This window comes from Stenotrophomonas sp. YJH_SMC_122, from assembly GCF_059369535.1.
Genome location: NZ_JCAFST010000005.1, coordinates 58975 through 79479, shown reverse-complemented (window position 1 = coordinate 79479; position 20505 = coordinate 58975). Strand labels below are relative to the sequence as shown.

20 protein-coding genes are annotated in these 20505 nt (G+C 66.6%); 15 read left to right on the top strand and 5 right to left on the bottom strand.

What is annotated here, in order from left to right:
* Positions 1 to 15: 15 nt before the first annotated feature.
* Entirely contained in the window at positions 16 to 309 is a 294-nt protein-coding gene (locus AC5P66_RS08755) for a hypothetical protein (RefSeq protein ID WP_053496649.1), read from the bottom strand.
* A gap of 127 nt (positions 310 to 436) precedes the next feature.
* Between AC5P66_RS08755 and AC5P66_RS08750 the strand changes: the two genes are divergently transcribed.
* The 4 genes from AC5P66_RS08750 (at position 437) to AC5P66_RS08735 (ending at position 6236) form a co-directional block, all read left to right on the top strand.
* Positions 437 to 1024 (top strand): biliverdin-producing heme oxygenase, encoded by a 588-nt coding sequence (locus AC5P66_RS08750; RefSeq protein ID WP_495216200.1) that lies wholly within the window; start codon positions 437 to 439, stop codon positions 1022 to 1024.
* 118 nt (positions 1025 to 1142) lie between these two features.
* Complete coding sequence (locus AC5P66_RS08745; protein ID WP_495216199.1) at positions 1143 to 3380, top strand: ATP-binding protein; 2238 nt, start codon at positions 1143 to 1145, stop codon at positions 3378 to 3380.
* Positions 3377 to 3844 carry a response regulator gene (locus AC5P66_RS08740; RefSeq protein ID WP_005416517.1) on the top strand — a complete coding sequence of 156 codons (468 nt, stop codon included), beginning with the start codon at positions 3377 to 3379 and terminating at the stop codon, positions 3842 to 3844. Before AC5P66_RS08745 ends, AC5P66_RS08740 begins: the two co-directional genes overlap by 4 nt.
* A complete protein-coding gene (locus AC5P66_RS08735) occupies positions 3837 to 6236 on the top strand; it encodes a hybrid sensor histidine kinase/response regulator (RefSeq protein ID WP_005416516.1) in 2400 nt (799 codons plus the stop codon). Before AC5P66_RS08740 ends, AC5P66_RS08735 begins: the two co-directional genes overlap by 8 nt.
* 2 nt (positions 6237 to 6238) lie before the next feature.
* Here the strand turns inward: AC5P66_RS08735 and AC5P66_RS08730 are convergent, their stop codons facing one another.
* From AC5P66_RS08730 to AC5P66_RS08720, 3 genes are read right to left on the bottom strand one after another with little or no spacing between them, the layout of a single operon-like run.
* Positions 6239 to 6931, bottom strand: a complete 693-nt coding sequence (locus AC5P66_RS08730; protein ID WP_069138701.1) for an NAD-dependent epimerase/dehydratase family protein — start codon at positions 6929 to 6931, stop codon at positions 6239 to 6241.
* 13 nt (positions 6932 to 6944) lie between these two features.
* Positions 6945 to 7619 (bottom strand): ChrR family anti-sigma-E factor, encoded by a 675-nt coding sequence (locus tag AC5P66_RS08725; RefSeq protein WP_005416514.1) that lies wholly within the window; start codon positions 7617 to 7619, stop codon positions 6945 to 6947.
* Positions 7616 to 8239, bottom strand: a complete 624-nt coding sequence (locus tag AC5P66_RS08720) for a sigma-70 family RNA polymerase sigma factor (protein ID WP_069138570.1) — start codon at positions 8237 to 8239, stop codon at positions 7616 to 7618. The genes AC5P66_RS08725 and AC5P66_RS08720 overlap by 4 nt, the downstream gene beginning before the upstream one ends.
* A 131-nt stretch (positions 8240 to 8370) precedes the next feature.
* Between AC5P66_RS08720 and AC5P66_RS08715 the strand changes: the two genes are divergently transcribed.
* The 11 genes from AC5P66_RS08715 to AC5P66_RS08665 all read left to right on the top strand — a co-directional run bounded on the left by AC5P66_RS08715 (position 8371) and on the right by AC5P66_RS08665 (position 19716).
* Positions 8371 to 9138, top strand: a complete 768-nt coding sequence (locus AC5P66_RS08715) for a hypothetical protein (protein WP_069138702.1) — start codon at positions 8371 to 8373, stop codon at positions 9136 to 9138.
* 81 nt (positions 9139 to 9219) lie between these two features.
* Positions 9220 to 10170, top strand: a complete 951-nt coding sequence (locus tag AC5P66_RS08710) for an acyl-CoA desaturase (protein ID WP_495216198.1) — start codon at positions 9220 to 9222, stop codon at positions 10168 to 10170.
* A 1-nt stretch (position 10171) separates the two neighbouring features.
* On the top strand, positions 10172 to 11449 hold the full coding sequence (locus AC5P66_RS08705) for an NAD(P)/FAD-dependent oxidoreductase (protein ID WP_495216197.1): 1278 nt from the start codon (positions 10172 to 10174) through the stop codon (positions 11447 to 11449).
* Positions 11446 to 12213 carry a DUF1365 domain-containing protein gene (locus AC5P66_RS08700; RefSeq protein WP_495216196.1) on the top strand — a complete coding sequence of 256 codons (768 nt, stop codon included), beginning with the start codon at positions 11446 to 11448 and terminating at the stop codon, positions 12211 to 12213. The genes AC5P66_RS08705 and AC5P66_RS08700 overlap by 4 nt, the downstream gene beginning before the upstream one ends.
* Positions 12210 to 13469: an SAM-dependent methyltransferase gene (locus AC5P66_RS08695; protein ID WP_049439626.1), complete on the top strand. Its 1260-nt coding sequence runs from the start codon at positions 12210 to 12212 to the stop codon at positions 13467 to 13469. Before AC5P66_RS08700 ends, AC5P66_RS08695 begins: the two co-directional genes overlap by 4 nt.
* A 1-nt stretch (position 13470) precedes the next feature.
* Positions 13471 to 14016, top strand: a complete 546-nt coding sequence (locus AC5P66_RS08690) for a DUF2878 domain-containing protein (RefSeq protein WP_049435456.1) — start codon at positions 13471 to 13473, stop codon at positions 14014 to 14016.
* Positions 14013 to 14798, top strand: a complete 786-nt coding sequence (locus AC5P66_RS08685) for a DUF1295 domain-containing protein (RefSeq protein WP_049439628.1) — start codon at positions 14013 to 14015, stop codon at positions 14796 to 14798. Before AC5P66_RS08690 ends, AC5P66_RS08685 begins: the two co-directional genes overlap by 4 nt.
* Positions 14795 to 15868: an SAM-dependent methyltransferase gene (locus tag AC5P66_RS08680; protein ID WP_099485403.1), complete on the top strand. Its 1074-nt coding sequence runs from the start codon at positions 14795 to 14797 to the stop codon at positions 15866 to 15868. The genes AC5P66_RS08685 and AC5P66_RS08680 overlap by 4 nt, the downstream gene beginning before the upstream one ends.
* Positions 15869 to 15876: 8 nt before the next feature.
* A complete protein-coding gene (locus AC5P66_RS08675; protein ID WP_049439632.1) occupies positions 15877 to 16410 on the top strand; it encodes a lipocalin family protein in 534 nt (177 codons plus the stop codon).
* A 313-nt stretch (positions 16411 to 16723) separates the two neighbouring features.
* Positions 16724 to 17350 carry a response regulator transcription factor gene (locus tag AC5P66_RS08670; RefSeq protein WP_049439633.1) on the top strand — a complete coding sequence of 209 codons (627 nt, stop codon included), beginning with the start codon at positions 16724 to 16726 and terminating at the stop codon, positions 17348 to 17350.
* Between the two features lie 161 nt (positions 17351 to 17511).
* The gene (locus AC5P66_RS08665) at positions 17512 to 19716 is read left to right on the top strand and encodes an ATP-binding protein (protein WP_241896241.1); all 2205 of its coding nucleotides are present in this window, start codon (positions 17512 to 17514) and stop codon (positions 19714 to 19716) included.
* Here the strand turns inward: AC5P66_RS08665 and AC5P66_RS08660 are convergent.
* The gene (locus AC5P66_RS08660) at positions 19673 to 20428 is read right to left on the bottom strand and encodes a SapC family protein (protein ID WP_099495647.1); all 756 of its coding nucleotides are present in this window, start codon (positions 20426 to 20428) and stop codon (positions 19673 to 19675) included. The genes AC5P66_RS08665 and AC5P66_RS08660 overlap by 44 nt on opposite strands.
* Between the last annotated feature and the right edge of the window lie 77 nt (positions 20429 to 20505).

The following is a 20505-nucleotide window of genomic DNA, read 5'->3' as shown; positions in this document are numbered from 1 at the left end:
ACGCGGATCCAGCGTTCACGCCTGGGCCACGGCCTGCGGGCGCCAGGTCCGCAGCAGGGCCGGCTTGAACGCCTGCTGCCCGCAACCGGTGGGGCACCGCACTACCCGCGCCGCGGTATGGCTGACCAGGCCCTGCCCTTCTTCTGCCTTGAAGATCGTCTCGCAGGAAAGGCAACGCGCTACCAGCGAGTACAGGTGCAGCAGCCGGCCACTGGCTGGATCCTGCAGTGCATCCACATCCAGCAATTCAAATTGGCAGCTGTCAGGGAGCATACGGTACTGGGGCGCGGGTGCGGTCTGCAGGTTCACGGGCGTGGCATCTGTTGGAATTGCAGTCACCGTAGGGCAGCCGCTGTCTAGCTGGCGTGCAGCGCAGATGTGCTGGCCGCGAAACCTGCACCGGTCTCTGCATCGAAATCTGCTAGGGTGCGCGCCGATGCCTACATCCACATTGCCAGCACAACCCGATCACCCCATTGCCCTCAGCGCCGCCCTGAAAGCGCACACCCGAGCGGCCCACGATCGCCTCGACCAGCACCTGTTGCAGCAACACATCTTCGCGTCGCGCCAGCGTTACCTCTGCTTCCTGCGCGTGCAATGGCACTTCCATAGCGCCGTTGCGCCGCTGTACCGGATGCAGGATCCGGGCGCGACCCGCTTGCCGCTGATCGAGGAGGATCTTCGCGACCTCGGCGCTTCCATGCCGGTACCCCATGCCTGGCAACCGCAGCCTCAAGCATTCTCGAAAGCGACCGTTCTGGGCTGGCGCTACGTGGCGGAGGGCTCGACGCTGGGAGCGTCCGTGCTGTTGAAGATGGCCGCTGCGTTGCAGCTTCATGCCGGGTACGGGGCGCGCCACCTGCGTCCTTCCGAGCTCGGTGTGGCCGAATACTGGAGACGCGAGCGGGAGGAGCTGGATGTCCTCGTTCTAAGTGCCGAGGAGCGCGCACAGGCATGCATGGGCGCGACAGACGCCTTCCAGTTCATCCGTCGCTGCGTAGATGAAGAATTCAGGTTTGAATGAAAGGTTCTTCACATTCACATGGTGGTATGCGGCGGCACGCTTTTGCTTCACCATTCATGCACACCGGATGCAGTGCCGGGCCTTTCCAGCCATCCACGAATCATGAGTCCCGCCCTTGATGCCTTCTGCCGAATCCGCGCCCGGCGCTGCCCTGTCCAGTTGCGCGCGCGAACCGATCCACACCCCCGGCGCGATCCAACCCTACGGTGTGCTTCTGGTCGTTGAACCGCAGTCGCTGCAGGTACGCGAGCGCGCCATCAGCCATCCAGGGCTGCTGAAGCAGTTTGGCGAACCGTTGATGCAGCACGTCAGTGAGGTGCTGGGCGGCGTGCTGGCGCCGTTCCAGGGCGTGTTGCAACAGGCGACGGTGGGCAGCAGCGCGCATGTCGGTGCCGTGCACCTGGATGGGCACGGCCGCCATCAGCTGCTGGTGCACCGCTCCGCCACGGACCTTCTGGTTGAGCTGGAGGCACCGGTTCCCGGGCAGCCCGGCTCGCTGGAAGAACTGTATCCAGCCATCCGCGAGCTGATGACCGGCATTGAATCGGCAGCGACGGTGGAAGACCTGTGCAGGCTTGCGGCCGCGCACATGCGGCGGCTCACCGGCTTTGACCGCACCCTGGTCTATCAATTCGATGCCGGCTGGAATGGCATCGTGGTGGCCGAAGATGGCAATGGCCTGTTGCCATCCTACCTTGACCTGCGCTTCCCCGAGTCGGACATTCCCGCACAGGCCCGCGAACTGTACCGCCGGAACCGGGTGCGCCTGATCGCGGACAACAACTATACCCCTACCCCGCTGATGCGGGCCGAAGACCACCGCGAGGCGCCACCGACCGACCTGAGCCTGGCCGTGCTGCGCAGCGTGTCCCCCGTGCATCTTCAGTACATGCGCAACATGGGGACCGGGGCGTCGATGTCGGTGTCACTGGTACATGAGGGGCGGTTATGGGGCCTGGTGTCCTGCCACACCGTGCAGCCCCGCCGCCTGCCCTATCACGTGCGTACCGCCTGCGAGTTCATGGGCCAGATCCTGTCGCTGCAGATTGCACTGAAGGAGCGCGCGCTCGCGATTGAAGAACGCGTCGCGCGTCGCTCGATACTGGTCAAGCTGCTGGGCCGCATGGCCGGCGACGAAGAATTCATGGCGGCCCTGCGCCAGGATGAAGGCAGCCTGCTGTCGCTGACCGGCGCGGCCGGGGCTGCTATCGTGCACAAGGGCGACTGTATGCGCGTGGGTGAGTGCCCCCCCGCCAGCGACGTGCTGGCCTTGGCCGATTGGCTGGCTACCCGGCAGGCCGGCCAGGAAACCTACTGCACCGACCACCTTGCCGCCGACTGGTCGCCTGCCGCGCACCTGGCCGATGTAGCCAGCGGCCTGCTGGCAGTGTCCATTTCGCAGCTGCATGACAGCTACCTGATGTGGTTCCGGCCGGAGGTGGTGCGAACCGTGCGCTGGGGGGGAGACCCCCGCAAGACCGCAGCGCCCGGCGTCGCACTCTCCCCGCGGAGCTCCTTCGACGCCTGGAAAGAGACCGTGCGGCAGCGCAGCCTGCCGTGGACCGACGCCGACTGCGATGCGGCACACGAGATGCGCACGGCCATCGTCGATATCGTGCTGCGCAAGGCCGAGGAGATGGCGGAACTGAACGAGCAGCTCCTGCGCAGCAACAAGGAACTGGAAGCCTTTTCCTATTCGGTCAGCCACGACCTGCGCGCCCCCTTCCGCCACATCGTGGGCTATTCGGAGCTGCTTGGCAGCTCGGCGGGCGACCGCCTCAACGAGACCGAGCGCCGCTTCCTGGATACGATCGTCGATTCGGCAAAGTCCGCCGGCACACTGGTGGATGACCTGCTCAGCTTCTCGCAGATGGGACGCTCCACGCTGGGGCGGGTGCGGCTGGACATGGCTGCGCTGGCCGAGGACGTGCGCCGGAGCCTGGCGCTGGATTACGCCGGCCGCGACGTGCAGTGGACGCTCGCGCCGCTGCCGGAAGTGGAAGCCGACCCGACGATGCTTCGCCTGGTATGGCAGAACCTGCTGGCCAACGCGATCAAGTTCACCCGCGAGCGTGAGCACGCGATGATCGAGATTGGGCACGACCGCAGCGACGACGAAGATCACTTCTTCGTGCGCGACAACGGCTGCGGCTTCGACATGCGTTACGTCGACAAGCTGTTCGGTGTGTTCCAGCGCCTGCACCATGTGGAAGAATTCGAAGGCACCGGCATCGGCCTGGCCAACGTACGCCGCATCATCGGCCGCCATGGCGGCCGTACCTGGGCCGAGGGCGAGCCCGGCAAGGGCGCGACCATTCACTTCACCCTACCCCGCTCCACAGGAGAACACCCATGAGGGACCTGCGGCCGATCCTCCTGGTAGAGGACAGCCCCAAGGATGCAGAGCTGACGATGGCCGCGCTTGAGCGCTGCCAGCTGTTGAACGATGTCATCCATGTACGCGACGGCGCCGAAGCGCTGGATTACCTGCGCTGCGAAGGCAAGTTCGCCGGTGCCATGCACGGCGGCCCGGTGGTCGTGCTGCTGGACCTGAAGCTGCCCAAAGTCAATGGCTTGGAGGTACTGGAGCAGGTCCGTGGCGACCCGTACCTGAGCAGCACGCCGGTGGTGATGCTGACCTCCTCGCGCGAAGAGCAGGACCTGGTGCGCAGTTACGAACTGGGCGTCAACGCATTCGTGGTCAAGCCGGTCGACTTCAAGGAATTCTTCGACGCCATCCAGGGCCTGGGCATGTTCTGGGGCATCACCAACCAGCCGCCACCGCATCGGCCCAACGGTTCGGGGCAGCGCAATGCGTGATGGATCGCGCCGCAGCGAGCGCCTGCGCATCCTCATGCTGGAGGACAGCGCGCTTGATGCGGAGCTGATCAGCGCCCAGCTGCAGCGTGCCGGCCTCGATTTCGAGGCCGAGCGCCTGTGGACCCGCAACGCGTTCATCGAGGCCATCGAAAACCGCCCGTTCGACGTGATCCTCGCCGATCATGTCCTGCCAGGCTTCGATGGTGACGCAGCACTTGCCCTGGCGCGCGAGCGCGTGCCGCAGACGCCTTTCATCTTTGTTTCCGGCACCCTGACCGAGGAACTGGCGGTACAGGCACTCACGCGCGGCGCCCGCGACTACGTGGTGAAGCAACGCCTGCAACGCTTGCCCGACGCCATCCGCCGCGCTCGCCAAGAGGCGCACGAGCGCACCCAGCTGGCCAATGCGCAGGCCGCGCTGAACGAAAGCCAGGCCCAGCTGCAGCAGGTCACCGATGCCGTCCCGGCGCTGATCGCCCAGTTGGACAAGGACCATCGCTACCGGTTTGCCAACAAGGCGTTCCTGGACTGGCATGGATTCAGCCTTGCAGAACTGCTGGGTCGGCCGGCTCGGGATGTCAGCGGCATTTCCGCCTTCGAGCACGCCATGCCCAGCCTGGAACGGGTACTGCAGGGCGAGCGCACCCGCTTCCAGGTCGAACTGATCCATCGCAGCGGCGAATCACGATTCGTGCAGATGGACTGCGTGCCTGAGCATGCCGCCGATGGCAGCGTGGCCGGGTATATCTGCCTGGGCAGCGACGTCTCGCTGCTGAAGCAGGCCGAGCTGGCCCTGCGCGAAGACAACCAGTTGCTCGAGCAGCAGGTACAGGCACGCACGGCCGAGTTGCGCGCCAGCAAGCGGCGACTGCAGGCGATCTTCGAATCCAGTTTCCAGCACCAGGTGCTGCTGGATCTGTCCGGACGCGTGGTCGATGCCAATGACGCGTCACTGGCCGCGGTGCTGGCAGACAAGAAGGACGTCGTTGGCCAACGCTTCGCCGAATCGGTCTGGTTCGGCACCACCGAGGGCATCAGCGCGCTGATCGATCGGGCCGTGGCCGCAGCGGTACAGGGCCGCAGTTCACTGCATGCGCTGGAACTGGAACTGCCGACCGGGCGGCGCAGCTTCGATTTCTCGTTCCGTCCACTACTCGATACGGAGGGCGTGGTCACCGCGGTGGTCTCCGAGGCCGTGGAAACCACCGCGCGCGTGCAGGCTGAGCATGCGCTGCGCCAGTCACAGAAAATCGAGGCGGTCGGCCAGCTCACCGGCGGCATCGCACATGATTTCAACAACATCCTGACGGTCATATCCGGCAACGTCGAACACGCCATGCTGCTCAGCGAGCGCGCGGGCGAACCCGGAGCGATGGTGAGCCGTGCGCTGGACAATGCACTGAAGGGTGTCGGCCGTGCCGCGAGCCTGACCCAGCGTCTGCTGGCATTTGCCCGCCGCCAGCCGCTGCGCAGCCAGGCCGCCAACCTCAACGAGCGCCTGCTGGACATGCACGACATGCTGCAGCGTGCGCTGGGTGAGCTGGTGCAGTTGGAGATCCGCAGCGCCGAGGACATCTGGTGTGTCGAGATCGACGTCAGCCAGCTGGAGGCCTCCGTACTGAACCTGGCGGTGAATGCCCGCGATGCGATGCCGCACGGCGGCCGGCTGGTGATCGAGGTCGACAACAGCCACCTCGACCACGACTACGCTGCGCTGTTCCCGGATGCGACGCCGGGCGAGTACGTGATGCTGCGGGTGCGTGACAACGGCCACGGCATGGATGCGGCGACGCTTGCCCGGGTCTTCGAACCCTTCTTCACTACCAAGCAGGTTGGCCGTGGCACCGGCCTGGGCCTGTCGATGGTGCACGGGTTCGTCAAGCAGTCAGGCGGCCACGTACTGATCGATTCGGTGGAAGGCGGCGGCACCAGTATCACCATGATGTTCCCGCGCTCACCGCTGGCCCTGCCCTCCGAAGCGCGCACCCCGCAGACCGGCCTGGCGGGCTACTCGCCGCGCGAGGAAACCATCCTGGTGACCGAGGACAACGACGATGTCCGCGCCCACACGGTGGATGCACTGCGGCTGCTGGGCTACCGGGTATTGGAAGCCCACGACGGCCCCTCCGCACTGCGGCTGCTGGAACGCCCTGATACCAAAGTGGACCTGCTGTTCTCTGACGTGGTGATGCCCGGCATGTCGGGCTGGGAGCTGGTGCGTGAAGTCCGTGAACGCTGGCCGGAAGTCGCCGTCCTGTTCACGTCGGGCTATCCGCGCGACCACGACCAGGTGGGCAGCCAGGGACGGGCCGTTGCACTGCTGCCGAAGCCGTTTACCCGCAGTGACCTGGCGACCGCGGTGCGCACCGCGCTGGAGACGGTGCCACTCTGAGATCAGGACGCCGGATCGCGCGCGCCAGCAGCGATCCGGTTGATGTCCGCGCATTCCACCGTGCCCGGCGGATGCTCCCGCCCGGCCAGTGCGATCATCGCCTGGCCCAGCGCCAGATTGCTGGTCATCAACGACGGCGCAACGGCGCCGGCCAGTTTCATCAATGGCGCACCGCCCCAGTACAGCGGCTTCAGCAGTGCATGACGGGTGCCGGTACCCGGGACCGGACGAACGCCTCCGGGGCGCAGCATCACCGTGCGCACCGGCAGGGCCTGCAATGCCACTTCGGTCTCGCCCTTGACCCTCAGCGGCATTACCCGGCTCTGCGGATCCGCACCCGCACCGGATACATATAGAAAGCGCCCCTCGGGATTCGCCGCCGCCCAGGCGCGTGCAACCGCCAGCGTGATGTCCAGGGTCACGCGTCGATACTCGGCCTCTGCCGTGCCGACCGGTGGCGCACCGGCACAGTAGAAGCATGCGTCGAAGCCGGCCAGTTGCTCATGCCGGCCTTGCATATGCAGAAAATCGGGGACGATCAGTTCGCTGCCAGGCCCGTTCAGGCTGCCCGGCCTGCGGACCAGGGCAGTCAGGTGGGCCACCTGCGGCGAGCGCTGGCAGGCCAGCGCAACACCCTGCCCCACCAGGCCCGCAGCACCGGTCAACAGAATCCTCAACGCACTTTTCCCGGTCATGGTCGCAGCCACGCTAGAGTTTCACGAAACGCTGGATCTTCCGCGCCAACCAGCCACTGAACACCAACGGCGCGTCCAGCGCTGACACGCAGATGCAGGGAACACCGGGTGCAGTTACCGGTTGATGCTCCACCTCCTCGTCCAGGTCCGCCACGTCGCCCGGCGCGAACAGCCCCAGCGCGTCGTTGTACGAGCCCCGCAGGATCTGGGTCAGTTCGCTGCGGCCATGGCTGTGCATCGGCAGGCACTTGCCCGGGGCAATCTTCAGCATGATCAGCGAGGGCATCTGCTCAGCCCTGATGCAGTGCACGCCGGGCGCCATCCAGCGCCAGCGCAGGGCACTGAGCGAAGCGCCGAAGTAAGGATGCAACGAGGCGGGCAGATGGTCCGGATCGGCCTCGGGCCGCTCCCTCGGCACAGGGCGCCTGGTTCCGGCGATGGCGCTCGGCACTTCCGAGGCCAACTGCATCAGCATGGCCTCGCGCAACTGCTCGCGACGCGCATCGGCTGCGGGCGGTTGGGTCTGCTCCAGCAGCACCGAGCCGATCGCCTCGGCATCGCGCAGGCGCTGGCGGCAGTGGGGGCACTGCTCAAGGTGGGCACCGGCCACGATGCTCAACGGCGCCGGCAGCGCGCCGGCGGCATAGCTCATCAGCGTGGATTCGTGCAGGTGGTGATGCGGATTCACAGCGCACCTCCCACTTTGGCCTGCAGTTGCAGGAACGCACGTCGCAGGTGTGACTTTACCGTTCCAAGCGGCATGCCCAGCGCCTGGGCAATCTCGCTGTGGCTCTTCGCCTCGAAATAGGACATCCGCACCAGCCTCGCCTGCACGGCGGGAAGCTCGTTGATGCGCTGGCGAAGGCGCGCCTGGTCGGCGAACTGCTCGGCGCTGCTGCGCTCGATCATGTCCACGGCCGCGGCGTCTTCCACCGCTGCCTGCACCCGCATCCAGCTGCGCTCGCGACGGATGCGGTCGATATGCAGGTTTCGCGCGATCCGGTACAGCCAGGTACTCAGCGCGCCTTGGGCTGCATCATACTCGGCCGCCCGCAACCACAGGCGCAGCAGGCACTCCTGCGCCATTTCCTCGGCCACGGCGTCGGGTGCCCCCAGGCCACGCAGATACACGCACAGCCGCGGCATGAAGTAGTCATAGATCCGCATGAAACAGTCGCGGTCGCGCAGCCGCGCCACACTGTCCATGTCATCGGCCCAGTTCGTCGGCTCGCTGCTGGGCTGCTGGGAACTGGACACGGTGCGTGCGGTATCGAAGTTGAGGAGGGTGCTGGCAGCGTCAGGGTACATCTGCGTGAGCGGCGGGCAGGTGAAGGTCTGTCCTCTCTACGCGCAGGGGCGGCCATTGGATGCAGCAGGCACTGTGCATCCAAGCAGCCGCGCCCGCCGTATGACATGAGCCTCCCTACCGGATGAACACCATGCGCACTGCCTGGCTGCTGCTGTGCCTGCCCCATGCCGCGCTGGCGGCGCCCTGGCTGCGCAACGAGGGCGTGGCCACCTCGGCGCAGGGCGATCTGCTCTATCGTGAAGTGCACTGGCGGCGCGGCCCATCGGAGGGTGCCGAGCGCTGGGTGCTCTATCAGTGCCCGGATGGCCGCCCCTTCGCCCGCAAGCATCTGCCGGCCAGCGCCCGCCCGCAGGCCCGGGGTTATTCGCTGCAGGACAGCCGTAGCGGGCAAACCGCTGAAGTCGACGCCAGTGGCGAGTCGGTGTCGATCGCCTGGAAAGAAGATGCCGCCAGCGAGCTGCGTCAGCGTCGGCTTGAGCTGGCACCGGATGCGGTGATCGACACGGGCTTCGACGCCGCGGTGCGCCAGCATTGGCCAGCGCTGCTGCGGGGTGAACGCATCAGCCTGCCCTTCCTGGTGCCGGGGCGGCAGCGCTTCTTCCCGGTGCAGGTGCGGCGTACCGGCCCTGTTCGCTGGCAGGGCATCGACGCCCAGGCCATCGAGGTCAGTCTGGACACCTGGTACGGCGGCATCGCGCCGCGCCTGTCGCTGGTCTATGCCAGCGCCGACCGCCGCCTGCTGGAATTCCGCGGAACCAGCAACCTGCGCGATACCCGCGGCACCTACCCACAGGTCACGGTGCGCTTCAGCTCGCCGGTGGCCGAGCGGTCCGCCAACGAATGGCAACAGGCCTGGACGCAGCCCCTGGTCGGGCGCTGCAGCGTGATGCCCAAGTGAAGCCGAAATTCTCCACAGCCGGCCGCATCCATTGCGCGCACTGCTGCGTAGAGGAAGACACGACACCCGCCGAGATCCGCCATGGCCTCTGTAGCGCCCCTCCCCCGCCGACGCTGGCACCTGCTGCGCACCCTGAAGCGCTGGGTCGACACCGGCAGCGCTGCGGACCACGCCGCTGGCGAGCCCGGACGCATCGACTGGCTGCGCGCCGTACCGTTCGCGTTGATGCACCTGGCCTGCATCGCGGTGATCTGGGTAGGCATCTCGTGGACGGCAGTGATCGTCGCCACAGCCCTCTACGCAGTGCGCATGTTTGCGATCACCGCCTTTTACCACCGCTACTTCTCGCACCGGACGTTCCAGGCATCGCGAACGGTGCAGTTCGTGTTCGCGGTGATCGGCGCGTCCAGCGTGCAACGTGGGCCGCTGTGGTGGGCCGCCCACCATCGCCATCACCATCGGCATGCCGACCAACCGCTGGACCCGCACTCGCCGCGCGAGGGCGGCTTCTGGCGCAGCCACATGGGCTGGTTCCTCACCCGCGAGGCATTCGCCACGGATCTATCGCGCGTGCCTGACCTGGCGCGCTTCCCGGAGCTGCGCTGGCTGGACCGCTTTGATACGGCGGTGCCGGTGCTGCTGGCTGCCGCACTGTACGCTCTCGGCGCCGGCCTGGAGCGCTGGGCGCCCGGACTGCACACCTCTGGCCCGCAGTTGCTGGTGTGGGGCTTCTTCATTTCCACCGTGGTGCTGTTCCACGCCACCGTCACCATCAACTCGCTGGCCCATCGTTTTGGCCGGCGGCGCTTCGAGACCCGTGACGACAGCCGCAACAACCTCTGGCTGGCGCTGCTCACCTTCGGCGAGGGTTGGCACAACAACCACCATTTCTTCCCTGGCACCGTCCGCCAGGGGTTCCGCTGGTGGGAGATCGACCTGACCTGGTACGGCCTGCGCGCAATGGCGGCCATGGGCCTGGTGAGAGGGCTAAAGCCCATCCCCGAGTGGGTCCTGGCCAAAGCGAGGTACTGACATGCGCATCGCGATCATCGGCTCCGGCATTGCCGGCCTGGCCAGCGCCTGGTGGCTGGACGGCGAACACGAAGTGACGCTGTTCGAGGCCAACGATTACCTGGGCGGACATACCCACACCCATGACGTGCAGGTGGGCGGCATGCGCATGGCGGTGGATACCGGTTTCATCGTCTTCAATCCCCTGCACTACCCGCTGCTGACGGCACTGTTCGAAGAACTGGGTGTGGCCTCGCAGCCGACCACCATGAGCTTCTCCATGCACAGCGAGCGCAGTGGCGTCGAGTACAACGCCACTTCGCTGGATGGCCTGTTCTGCCAACGTCGCAACCTGGTTTCGCCTCGCTTCTGGGGAATGCTGGCCGACCTGCGCCGGTTCTACCGGGATGCGCCGCTGCTGCTGGCGGAAGACGAAGGCCCGACACTGGGCCAGTACCTGCGCCGCCAGCGCTACGGCACCGCTTTCATCGAAGAGCACCTGCTGCCGATGGCTTCGGCACTATGGTCGTCGCCGACCGCCACGGTCATGCAGTTCCCGGCCCGCTACCTCGCACAGTTCATGGCCAACCACCAGATGCTGCAGATGACCGGGCGCGCACCCTGGCGGGTAGTCAGCGGTGGCTCGGCACGCTACATCGATGCCCTTCGCGCCCGCTGGCGGGTGCGTGAGCGGCTGGAATGCCCTGTTCACTCGGTCGAACGCATGCCGTGGGGCGCGCGCGTGCACAGCGCGGCCGGCGTGGAGGGTTTCGACGAGGTCATCCTGGCGTGCCACAGCGACCAGGCACTGGCCCTGCTGCGTGACGCCGATCCGGTCGAACGCGAAGTGCTCGGCGCCATCCGCTACCAGCCCAACGAAGCAGTACTGCATACCGATGCATCGTTGCTGCCGCGCAGGCGCAAGGCATGGGCTGCATGGAATGCACACGTGCCCAGGGATCCAGGCGCGCCCTGTACGGTCAGCTATTGCATGAACCTCCTGCAGGGACTGCCCGGTGACACCCCGCTGGTCGTGACCCTCAACCGCAGCGAGGTGATCGATCCGGCCAAGGTGCTGCGCAGGCTGCACTATACCCACCCGGTGCACGATCATGCCGCCATCCGCGCCCAGCAGCGCTGGGCGGAGCTGCAGGGCCGCCGCCACACCTGGTTCGCGGGCGCATACTGGGGCTGGGGCTTCCACGAAGACGGCATCCGCAGCGCCCGCCGCGTGGTGGACGCGATGCGCGGGTGCACCGCGCACCGTGACAGCGTTGCACCCGGCGAGGTGGCAGCGTGAGTGCCAGCGCACTCTACTTCGGGCAGGTGATGCACCGACGGCATCATCCGCAGCCCCACGCATTCCGCTATCCGATCGCGCAACTGCTGCTCGACCTGGACGAGCTGGAGACCGTGTTCGCCGGGCGCTGGCTGTGGTCGGTCAATCGCCGCAACCTGGCCGAGTTCCGCCGCAGCGACTACTTCGGCGATCCCGCACAACCGCTGGCCGATGCGGTGCGCGACCATGCCGCGGCTACCCTGGGCTATCGGCCTTCCGGCCCGGTACGCCTGCTCACCCATCTTCGCTTCGCCGGGCACGTATTCAACCCGGTCAGCTTCTACTACTGCTACCAGTCCGATGGCAGCACCCTGGAGTGCATCGTCGCCGAGATCACCAATACGCCCTGGAAGGAACGGCACGCCTATGTGCTGCCAGTCGCCACGGCCACGCACGAAGGCACCTCGCTGCGCTGGCGGTTCGACAAGCGCTTCCATGTCTCGCCGTTCATGCCGATGGATTGCCACTACGACTGGCGGTTCAACCGCCCAGATGATGATCTGCGTGTGCACATGCAGGTCTGGCGCCAAGGCGTTCGCCAGTTTGATGCCACCCAGGCCATGCGGCGACACGCCCTGGATGGCCGCGGGCTGGCCCGGGTCCTGGCCTGCTATCCCTTGATGACCATGCAGGTGATGGCCGCCATCCACTGGCACGCGCTGCGGCTGTGGCTGAAACGCAACCCCGTGCATGACCACCCTGCCCTTGCCGAGAAACCGCGATGAACTCGATGACTCCCCTGGTCGCCCTGCCGCGTCCCGGCGCCTTGGATGCCTTCCTGCGCCGCCGCCTGCTGCAACAGCTTGCCCCCATGCGCGACGGCCGCCTGTGCGTGCGTGATGCACTCGGCGAGGTCTGGCTGGGCGAAGCCCATGGCGAACTGCATGTGACCGTCACCATCGATGACCCGGCGTTCTACCGCAAGGTTGCAGCGCAGGGCAGCGTGGGCGCAGGTGAAAGCTACATACAGGGCGAATGGCACTGCGATGATCTGGTGGCACTGATCCGGCTGCTGGTGCGCAATCGCGACCTGCTCGACGGCATGGAACGTGGCCCGGCCCGCGTGGGCGGCTGGCTGTTGAGGGGCTGGAACCGCCTGCGCCGCAACAGCCGCGAGGGCAGTCGCCGCAACATTGCCGCGCACTACGACCTTGGCAACGATTTCTTTGCCCTGTTCCTGTCGCCGGACCTGATGTATTCCTCAGCCCTGTTCGACACAGAAGACGAGTCGCTGGAATCCGCCTCCCGGCGCAAGCTGGACCGCATCTGCCAGCAGCTCCAGCTCAGGCCGGGCGATCGCGTGGTGGAGATCGGCACCGGCTGGGGTGGTTTTGCGCTGCACGCCGCGCAGCACTACGGCTGCCACGTCACCACCACCACCATCTCCGCCGAGCAGCACGCGCTGGCTGCCCAGCGCGTGCAGGCAGCCGGCCTGCAGGACCAGGTCACGCTGCTGATGCAGGACTACCGCGACCTGCAGGGCCGGTTCGACAAGCTGGTGTCGATCGAGATGATCGAAGCCATCGGCGCGGAATACCTGGACACCTACATGGCCACGCTGCAGCGCCTGCTCAAGCCTGATGGCGTTGCCCTGCTGCAGGCCATCACCATCGAGGACCATCGCTACGAGCAGGCCCGGCGCAGCGTCGACTACATCAAGCGCTATGTGTTCCCCGGCAGCTTCATTCCGTCGATCAACGCGATCATGGCCGCCAAGACGCGGTCCAGCGACCTGCAGCTGATCGCCCAGCAGGACTTCGGCCACTCCTACGCGCTGACCCTGCGCGCCTGGCGCCAGCGCTTCCTCGCCCGGTTGCCCGACGTGCAGGCGCAGGGCTTTGATACGCGCTTCTGCCGCCTGTGGGAGTTCTACCTGGCCTACTGCGAGGGCGGCTTCCTGGAGCGCTCGATCGGGGTCTCCCATCTGCTGATGGCGCGCCCGGGGCATCGCCCGCGCGCCTCATCGGGCCAAGGCAGCTGAGATGCGCAGGTTCTGGTCCAATCTGCTTGGCAACCAGCTCGTCTGGCTGTGCGCCGTGGCCGGTGCCGGGCGCGGCTGGCAGTGGCCGGCGTTGCTGGCTGCCTCTCTCTACATCGGCAGCCAGCTGCTGACGTCGCCGCAACCACGGCTGGACCTTCGGTTGATGGTGTTGGCACTGGCCTGCGCATGGCTGGTCGATGCCAGTGCTGCCGCCAGCGGCACCGTGCGCTACGCCGCCGCCCCGCTGGGCTGGGTGCCGCCACCCTGGATCATGGCGCTGTGGGCCGCGTTCGCGATGACGCTGACCACCTCGATGCGTTTCCTGCTGCGCCACCCTGCCTTGCCGGCCCTGTTCGGCCTGCTGTTGGCACCGCTGGCCTATCTCTCCGCAGCGCGCGGTTTCGATGCGGTCGGTTTCGCCGCACCCACGTGGCAGGGCCTGCTGGTGCTGGGCGCGGGCTGGAGCATCGCGCTTTCGCTGCTGTGCGTCACCGCGCGTCGCGGCTCTCGCACCGCCCCGCCCTCCCTGGCCGGAGCATCATCATGATCAATCTGCTGTGGGTACTGCTGTATGCCGTGCTGGTGATGAGCTGGGGCTGGGCCTGGCAGCGCCGCCACCAGAACATCGGCGTTGTCGACGTGCTCTGGGCCAAGGGCGTGGGTGCCTCGGCCCTGCTGCTGGCGCTGCTTGGCGATGGCGCGATGTTGCCCCGGGTTGCGCTGGGCCTGCTCGGCGGCCTGTGGGGCAGCCGGTTGGCGCTGCACCTGTGGCGCCGGGTCCGTAGCGAACCCGAAGACGGGCGCTACCGTTACCTGCGCGAACACTGGCAGAGCCACCAGGGCAAGATCTTCGGCTTCTTCATGGCGCAGGCGCTGCTGGTCGTGCTGTTCGCCCTGCCCTTCGCTGCGGTGGCAGCCAATTCCCACGCTGGCCTGACACCGTGGACAGTCGCCGCAGCACTGGCCTGGCTGCTGAGCGTCGGCGGCGAGAGCCTGGCCGACCGCCAACTCGCACGTTTCCGCGCCGACCCGGCGAACAAGGGCCGCACTTGCCGCGAGGGACTCTGGCGTTATTCACGCCACCCCAACTACTTCTTCGAGTGGCTGCACTGGTTCACTTATGTGCTGCTCGCCGTCGGTTCCCCCCTGTGGTGGCTGGCGTGGGCCGGGCCGCTGCTTATGTATCTGTTCCTGCGCTATCTCAGCGGCATCCCCTTCACCGAGAAGCAGGCGTTGCGCAGCCGCGGCGACGACTACCGTGCCTACCAGCGCAGCACGCCGATGTTCTTTCCCTGGTTACCCCGTTCTTCCAAGGAGCATTCCGCATGAGCGCGATCCCGTCACTGAATATGGCCGAAGATGCGGAAACCGGGCTGATCGCCTGGGCTGAGCGCGGGCTGGTTCCCGATGCGGCGCTGCGTGCCGGCATCCGGCGCCTGTGCGCGCAACGCCTGCACGAGGAATCAGCGGGAGGTATCGAGGCACAGTCCGCACGCTTCAGCCGTCGCATCGCAGAACTGACCGACAGTCCGCTCGCATTGCATACCGACGCGGCCAACCGCCAGCACTACGAAGTTCCCGCGGCATTCTTCCAGGCCTGCCTGGGCAAGCGGCTGAAGTACAGCAGCTGCTACTACCCCACCGGGCGCGAAACGCTGGACCAGGCCGAGGAGGCGATGCTGGAACTGTATGGCCAGCGCGCCGGACTTGCCGACGGCCAGCAGATTCTTGAACTGGGCTGTGGCTGGGGTTCGCTGACGCTGTGGATGGCCGAACGCTATCCGCAGGCTAACATCACTGCGGTGTCCAACTCGCACAGCCAGCGCCAGCACATCATGGCGCAATGCCAGGCCAGGGGCCTGCACAACGTCGAGGTGCTGACCCGCGACGTCAACCAGCTTGAGCTGCCCACGGCACGCTTCGATCGCTGTGTCTCGGTGGAAATGTTCGAACATGTGCGCAACTACCAGCGACTGCTGGCACACATCGCGCAGTGGCTGAAGCCCGACGGTGCGCTGTTCGTGCACATCTTCGCCCATCGCACGTTGATGTACCCGTTCGAGACCGAGGGCGGCGACAACTGGATGGGGCGCCACTTCTTCACCGGCGGGCTGATGCCGGCAGCTGACACCCTGCTGCATTTCCAGCGCGACCTGCGACTCGATCAGCGCTGGCTGCTGGACGGCACCCACTACCAGCGCACCGCCGACCATTGGCTGGCCAACCAGGATGCGGCCCGCGAGGCGGTGATGCCGGTATTGGTCGCAACCTACGGTCAGGCGGCGGCGAAGATCTGGTGGCAGCGCTGGCGGATGTTCTGGATGGCCTGTGCCGAGCTGTTCGGCTACGACGACGGCCAGCAATGGCTGGTTGCCCACTATCTGTTCCGTCCCCGTTGAGGTGTGACATGCGCATGCGCTCCCTGCTTCCCCTGCTGGCCTTGAGCCTGTTCGGTTCCGGCTGCAGCTCCAGCGATACCCGCCCCCTGCCCCGCCCGCCCTCGGTGGACGTGCCGCGCTTCATGGGCGACTGGTATGTGATCGCCCACATACCCTCATGGCCGGAGCGCGAGGCCTTCGACGCGGTGGAGAGCTATGCACTGCGGCCGGACGGGCGCATCCAGACGACCTTCACCTATCGCAAGGGCAGTTTCGACGCCCCGCAGAAGTCGATGCACCCGGTTGGACGGGTCGAGAAGAACGGCAATGGCGCGATCTGGGGCATGCAGTTCATCTGGCCGATCCAGGCCGAGTATGTGATTGCCTGGCTGGACGACGACTATGGCCAGACCATCGTCGCACGCAGCAAGCGCGACTATGTCTGGTACATGGCGCGTACCCCGCACGTATCCGACAGCGACTACCAGGGCGCCGTGCAGCGCATCGCGGCCATGGGCTACGACACCGCAAAGCTGAGGCGCGTGCCGCAGTCGGTGCGATAGATCGCGCAACCGCCCGCTGCTCGGCTCGCGGGTGACCGGGCACTTCGGCGTGACGCGTTACATTACTCCCCTCTCGAAGGGTGCCGGCAGCCCTGCAACCCAGGCCACCTGTACCCAGCGAGTGCGCGCCAGGACACTGCGTCCCGGCGGCTTTCAACCCGACAATACGTCCAGCCCATGGATCAGCTCTTATCGATGGAGCTCATCCATCGATCTTTAGGAATAGTCGTAAAAACGCAACAAATTCGATGTTCGACGCGACAGCGGCGCCAGAATGGCGGCCACGCCCACGGGCGCTGATCACCTCCCGCGCATGAATGGATTTCCTGCACCGCGCCGGCTTCGCCTGGCGCTCCTGGACGATCATGAAGTCGTCCGTCGCGGCACCGCCCTGCACCTGTCAGGCGATCTCCGGTTCGACATCGTCGCCAGCCATGGTTGCAGCGGTGCGCTGATCGACAGCCTGCACCGCATACCCGTGGATGTGGCCATCATCGATCTCACGCTCGCCCGTGGCGACCTGGGCGGTATTGAGCTGGTTACGCTGCTCTGCCGCGAATTCCCTCGCACGCCAATGCTGGCCTTCGCGACACTCTCTCCCACCACGAATCTCAACAGCCTGATCGATGCCGGACTCAGTGGATTCGTCAATAAGGCCGAACCCCTTGCGGCATTGTCCGACGCCATCGTGCGCGTCTTCCAGGGCCTGATCCGGGTTCCGCCGGACGTCAGGCTGGCCGGTGATCGTGGCGAGCTCAGCCGCAACGAGCGGGAGGTGCTGGAGCTGCTGCTGGAAGGCCTGACCGTATCGGAGATCGCGCTGCGCCGGCACCGCAGCATCAAGACCGTCAGCACACAGAAGGGCGCGGTGCTGCGCAAGCTGGGATTGCGCAGCGATGTGGAGATCTATGCGCTGCGTGAACGGCTGGAGTCGCCGTGAGGCGCCACGCGCCATTGCGCCCGTGCTTGCTGCTCCTGGGGTTGCTGGTACTGCTTCTCCTTCCCGCCGCGTCGGCGGAAGATATCCGGTCACCACGCTGGCCGCCGGGCAGCAGCGTGCGGGTCTCCACCGCCCCGTCCCTACGCCCCGTGCCCGCGGCGATGGCCGATCCGTCATCACCGCCGACGCTCGCCCATGGCTACGCCAACCTGGTGGCGCGTCACGCCCAACTCAGCTTCCTGGAACAGCCCTACCCGACGACCGTCGCATCGATCCTCGCTGTGTGCCATCACGAGGCCGACCTGGTCATGGTGTTTGGCGGCGCGAGACACCAGAAGCTGCCCTGCCCCGACCTTGCCGCGTCCAGCCGCTTCCGGGGTGGCGCCACCCTGCTGGCAGGGCGCGCCGGCGAATGGCTGCCACGGGAGATACGCGAGCTCGACGGCCGGGTCGTGGCCGTCGTTGAAGGCGGGCCCTACGCCGGCTGGCTGCGCGCGCATCACCCTCAGATCCGGCTGCAGCAGCTGCCTGATCGGTACGCCGCATTGGCGGCAGTCCAATCCGGCGTGGCCGACGTGGCGATTGGCCTGGAATCCACGCTGCGCCCGCTGGTTCGACGCCATTTCAACGGCAGCCTGCGCCTGCAGCCATTCGACAGTGACTTCTCCACCGACCTCTACCTGCTCGTCCGCCGGGAAGACCAGCAGCTGCTTGAACGCATCGGACAGGCGTTGCGGGAGATCACGCTGGAGGAGCATGCGAGCCTGCTCCATCTGTGGGCAGGCCAGACCCTGCCGGCGGCGGCGGGAAACGCACTGGACTGGATGCAGGCCTCGCCCCCGCGCGGCTGGCTGCTACTGGCCCCTCTGCTGGTCGCCCTGCTGCTGTGGCCCATGACCCGTCACCTGCGGGTACGGGGCGACCGTCGCAGCGCGCAGGCCATCGGGATGATCAGTCACGAGATGCGCAATTCGGCACAGGCCGTACTGGCCTCGATCGAGCTGCTTGGACAATCGACACTGCCGAAAGGCGAGCGCGATCTGCTCGCCGCTGCCAGCAGCGCCAGCCAATCCCTGCGCGGCCTGTTGAATCGTGCACTGGACTTTTCGCGCCTCGCCAGCGGCGCTTTCAGGCCGCATGCACAAGCCTGTGATGCGACCCGGCTTTGCCGGCAGGCACTGGAGGCCATTCGGCCACAGGCGCAACAGAAAGGCCTGCAGCTGCATCTTGACGCCCCGACCGAACCTTCTCCGATCATTCTGGTGGACATTGATGCGCTACGCCAGATTGCCAGCAATCTGCTGGCCAATGCGGTGAAGTTCAGTGATATCGGCGGCATCGAGCTGCGCCTGCGGCTGCTTCCAGCAGCGCGGCCGCAAGAGCTGCTGCTGGAGGTGATCGACAGCGGGATCGGGATCGCGCCAGCACAGGTAGCCGAACTGTTCCAGCCTTTCCGTCAAGGCAGCGGTGGGCATCAGCGTGGCGGTAGTGGCCTCGGGCTTTCCATCGCACGCGAGCTGGCACGTGCGATGGGGGGCGATCTGACCGTGCACAGCGTCCTCGGTCGCGGCAGCCGCTTCATCCTGCGCCTGCCGGTGTGCGCAGCTGACTCTGCCGAGAGTGTCCGGGACATGCCCGTGGAGGGCACGCCGCTGGCCGGGCTGCAACTGCTACTGGTGGAGGACCACGCACTCAGTCGCCACGTCATTGCCGAACAGTTGCGGCGCTGGGGCGCCGAGGTATGTGCCCTGGAAGACGCGGCCAGCGCGCTGGCCGAACAGATACGCCACCCCCGCACTGCCGCGCTGATCGATATTGGGCTGCGTGGCATCGATGGCTACGCATTGGCACGCGAACTGCGCGCCCGTGGCGGGCATCCGGCCCGCCTGATCGCCTTGTCTGCCCGCACCGGGCGACGTCACCACGCGCGTTGCCGCCGCTCGGGTTTCGACGCGGTGCTGGCCAAGCCGCTGCGCGCCGCCGAACTGCTCGCTGCGCTGGGCATTCCGGCGCCGCAGAGCCTGGACGCGCTTGAGCAGGCGACTGAAATGGACGCGGCCTACAGCGCCGACATCTGCGATGAACTCAGCAGGATCGAGCGGATCGTCGATCATGCAGACGCATCGGCGCTCGGTCATCACGCGCACCGACTGCAGGGCGCGCTACAGATGCTGGGTCAATGCGAGCATGCCGCCATCGCGGCCGAGCTGGTCGATCTGGCGCAGGACGCCACGCCGGACTGGACCGACGCACGTCGCCTGCTGGGCGTACTGCAGGCCGGACAGGGCGCCCGCGCCGCGGGAACCCTGCCCAACCCCTTGATCACGCGGCCAGACGCTCGACCTGGCGACGGGTCAGGTCATTGAAGCGACCCAGCGACATCAGGTGCTGGTGGATCAGTGCCAGCCAGCCACTGCGGTGCCACTCGACCACGGTTGCTTCCGGCAGCGCGACGAACTTCTCGACGTCCACGACCAGGAAGCCGTTGAGATTGAACTCGCGGCCATCCGGGGTGCGCACGGTGGCATTGCGCTCCACCAGCAGGCCGTTGTCGACCAGGGCCTTGGAGAAGGCCTGGGTCTGTTCGTGTTCGCGGGTGTACTGGCCGCAGAATTCCAGGGCCTGCTGCACCATCTCGGTCGCCTTGCCGTCAACGAACAGCGGCTGGCCTTCCTCGCCCCCCTTGACCACGCGCGGGCTCTCTTCGTCGATGCCCAGCAGGAAATCATTCTCCGCGCCGGTGTCGATGAAGATGAAGGGGTGGCGGCGCAGGTAGGCGGGAATGTAGGCCTCGTCTTCCCACAGGCCATCCTTGATGAACAGGTTCTGGTCGGACACGCCCACGGCAGCCATCGGAACCGCGCTCGGGCCAGCGAACAGGATCGGGAAGTGGTGCAGCGCCAGCGAGAACTCGCCCAGCACCAGCGGAATGGCGTTGTTGCCAGCAGCAAACTCGAGCCTGCCCGGCAGGATGCGCAGATCGGCGTGCACATCGGCCTGCAGCGGCACCGGACGGGTGTAGAACAGGGGGGCGCCGCTCGGCGCCGCTTCGGTGGTGGTGTCGCTGGTGGTGGTCATGTTGGGAACCGTTCGATCATGCGCGCCTGCCATCCCGGGCACGCCAGCGGGAACAACCTGAATCCCGCATTATCAAC

Excerpts from the sequence above, each read along its gene's own strand:
- AC5P66_RS08675 (WP_049439632.1), top strand. The coding sequence starts at position 15,877 with ATGCGCATGCGCTCCCTGCTTCCCCTGCTGGCCTTGAGCCTGTTCGGT.
- AC5P66_RS08690 (WP_049435456.1), top strand. The coding sequence starts at position 13,471 with ATGCGCAGGTTCTGGTCCAATCTGCTTGGCAACCAGCTCGTCTGGCTG.
- AC5P66_RS08740 (WP_005416517.1), top strand. The coding sequence starts at position 3,377 with ATGAGGGACCTGCGGCCGATCCTCCTGGTAGAGGACAGCCCCAAGGAT.
- AC5P66_RS08720 (WP_069138570.1), bottom strand. The coding sequence starts at position 8,239 with ATGTACCCTGACGCTGCCAGCACCCTCCTCAACTTCGATACCGCACGC.
- AC5P66_RS08680 (WP_099485403.1), top strand. The coding sequence starts at position 14,795 with ATGAGCGCGATCCCGTCACTGAATATGGCCGAAGATGCGGAAACCGGG.
- AC5P66_RS08665 (WP_241896241.1), top strand. The coding sequence starts at position 17,512 with ATGGCCGATCCGTCATCACCGCCGACGCTCGCCCATGGCTACGCCAAC.
- AC5P66_RS08710 (WP_495216198.1), top strand. The coding sequence starts at position 9,220 with ATGGCCTCTGTAGCGCCCCTCCCCCGCCGACGCTGGCACCTGCTGCGC.
- AC5P66_RS08750 (WP_495216200.1), top strand. The coding sequence starts at position 437 with ATGCCTACATCCACATTGCCAGCACAACCCGATCACCCCATTGCCCTC.
- AC5P66_RS08730 (WP_069138701.1), bottom strand. The coding sequence starts at position 6,931 with ATGACCGGGAAAAGTGCGTTGAGGATTCTGTTGACCGGTGCTGCGGGC.
- AC5P66_RS08705 (WP_495216197.1), top strand. The coding sequence starts at position 10,172 with ATGCGCATCGCGATCATCGGCTCCGGCATTGCCGGCCTGGCCAGCGCC.
- AC5P66_RS08660 (WP_099495647.1), bottom strand. The coding sequence starts at position 20,428 with ATGACCACCACCAGCGACACCACCACCGAAGCGGCGCCGAGCGGCGCC.
- AC5P66_RS08685 (WP_049439628.1), top strand. The coding sequence starts at position 14,013 with ATGATCAATCTGCTGTGGGTACTGCTGTATGCCGTGCTGGTGATGAGC.
- AC5P66_RS08715 (WP_069138702.1), top strand. The coding sequence starts at position 8,371 with ATGCGCACTGCCTGGCTGCTGCTGTGCCTGCCCCATGCCGCGCTGGCG.
- AC5P66_RS08735 (WP_005416516.1), top strand. The coding sequence starts at position 3,837 with ATGCGTGATGGATCGCGCCGCAGCGAGCGCCTGCGCATCCTCATGCTG.
- AC5P66_RS08695 (WP_049439626.1), top strand. The coding sequence starts at position 12,210 with ATGAACTCGATGACTCCCCTGGTCGCCCTGCCGCGTCCCGGCGCCTTG.
- AC5P66_RS08670 (WP_049439633.1), top strand. The coding sequence starts at position 16,724 with ATGAATGGATTTCCTGCACCGCGCCGGCTTCGCCTGGCGCTCCTGGAC.
- AC5P66_RS08745 (WP_495216199.1), top strand. The coding sequence starts at position 1,143 with ATGCCTTCTGCCGAATCCGCGCCCGGCGCTGCCCTGTCCAGTTGCGCG.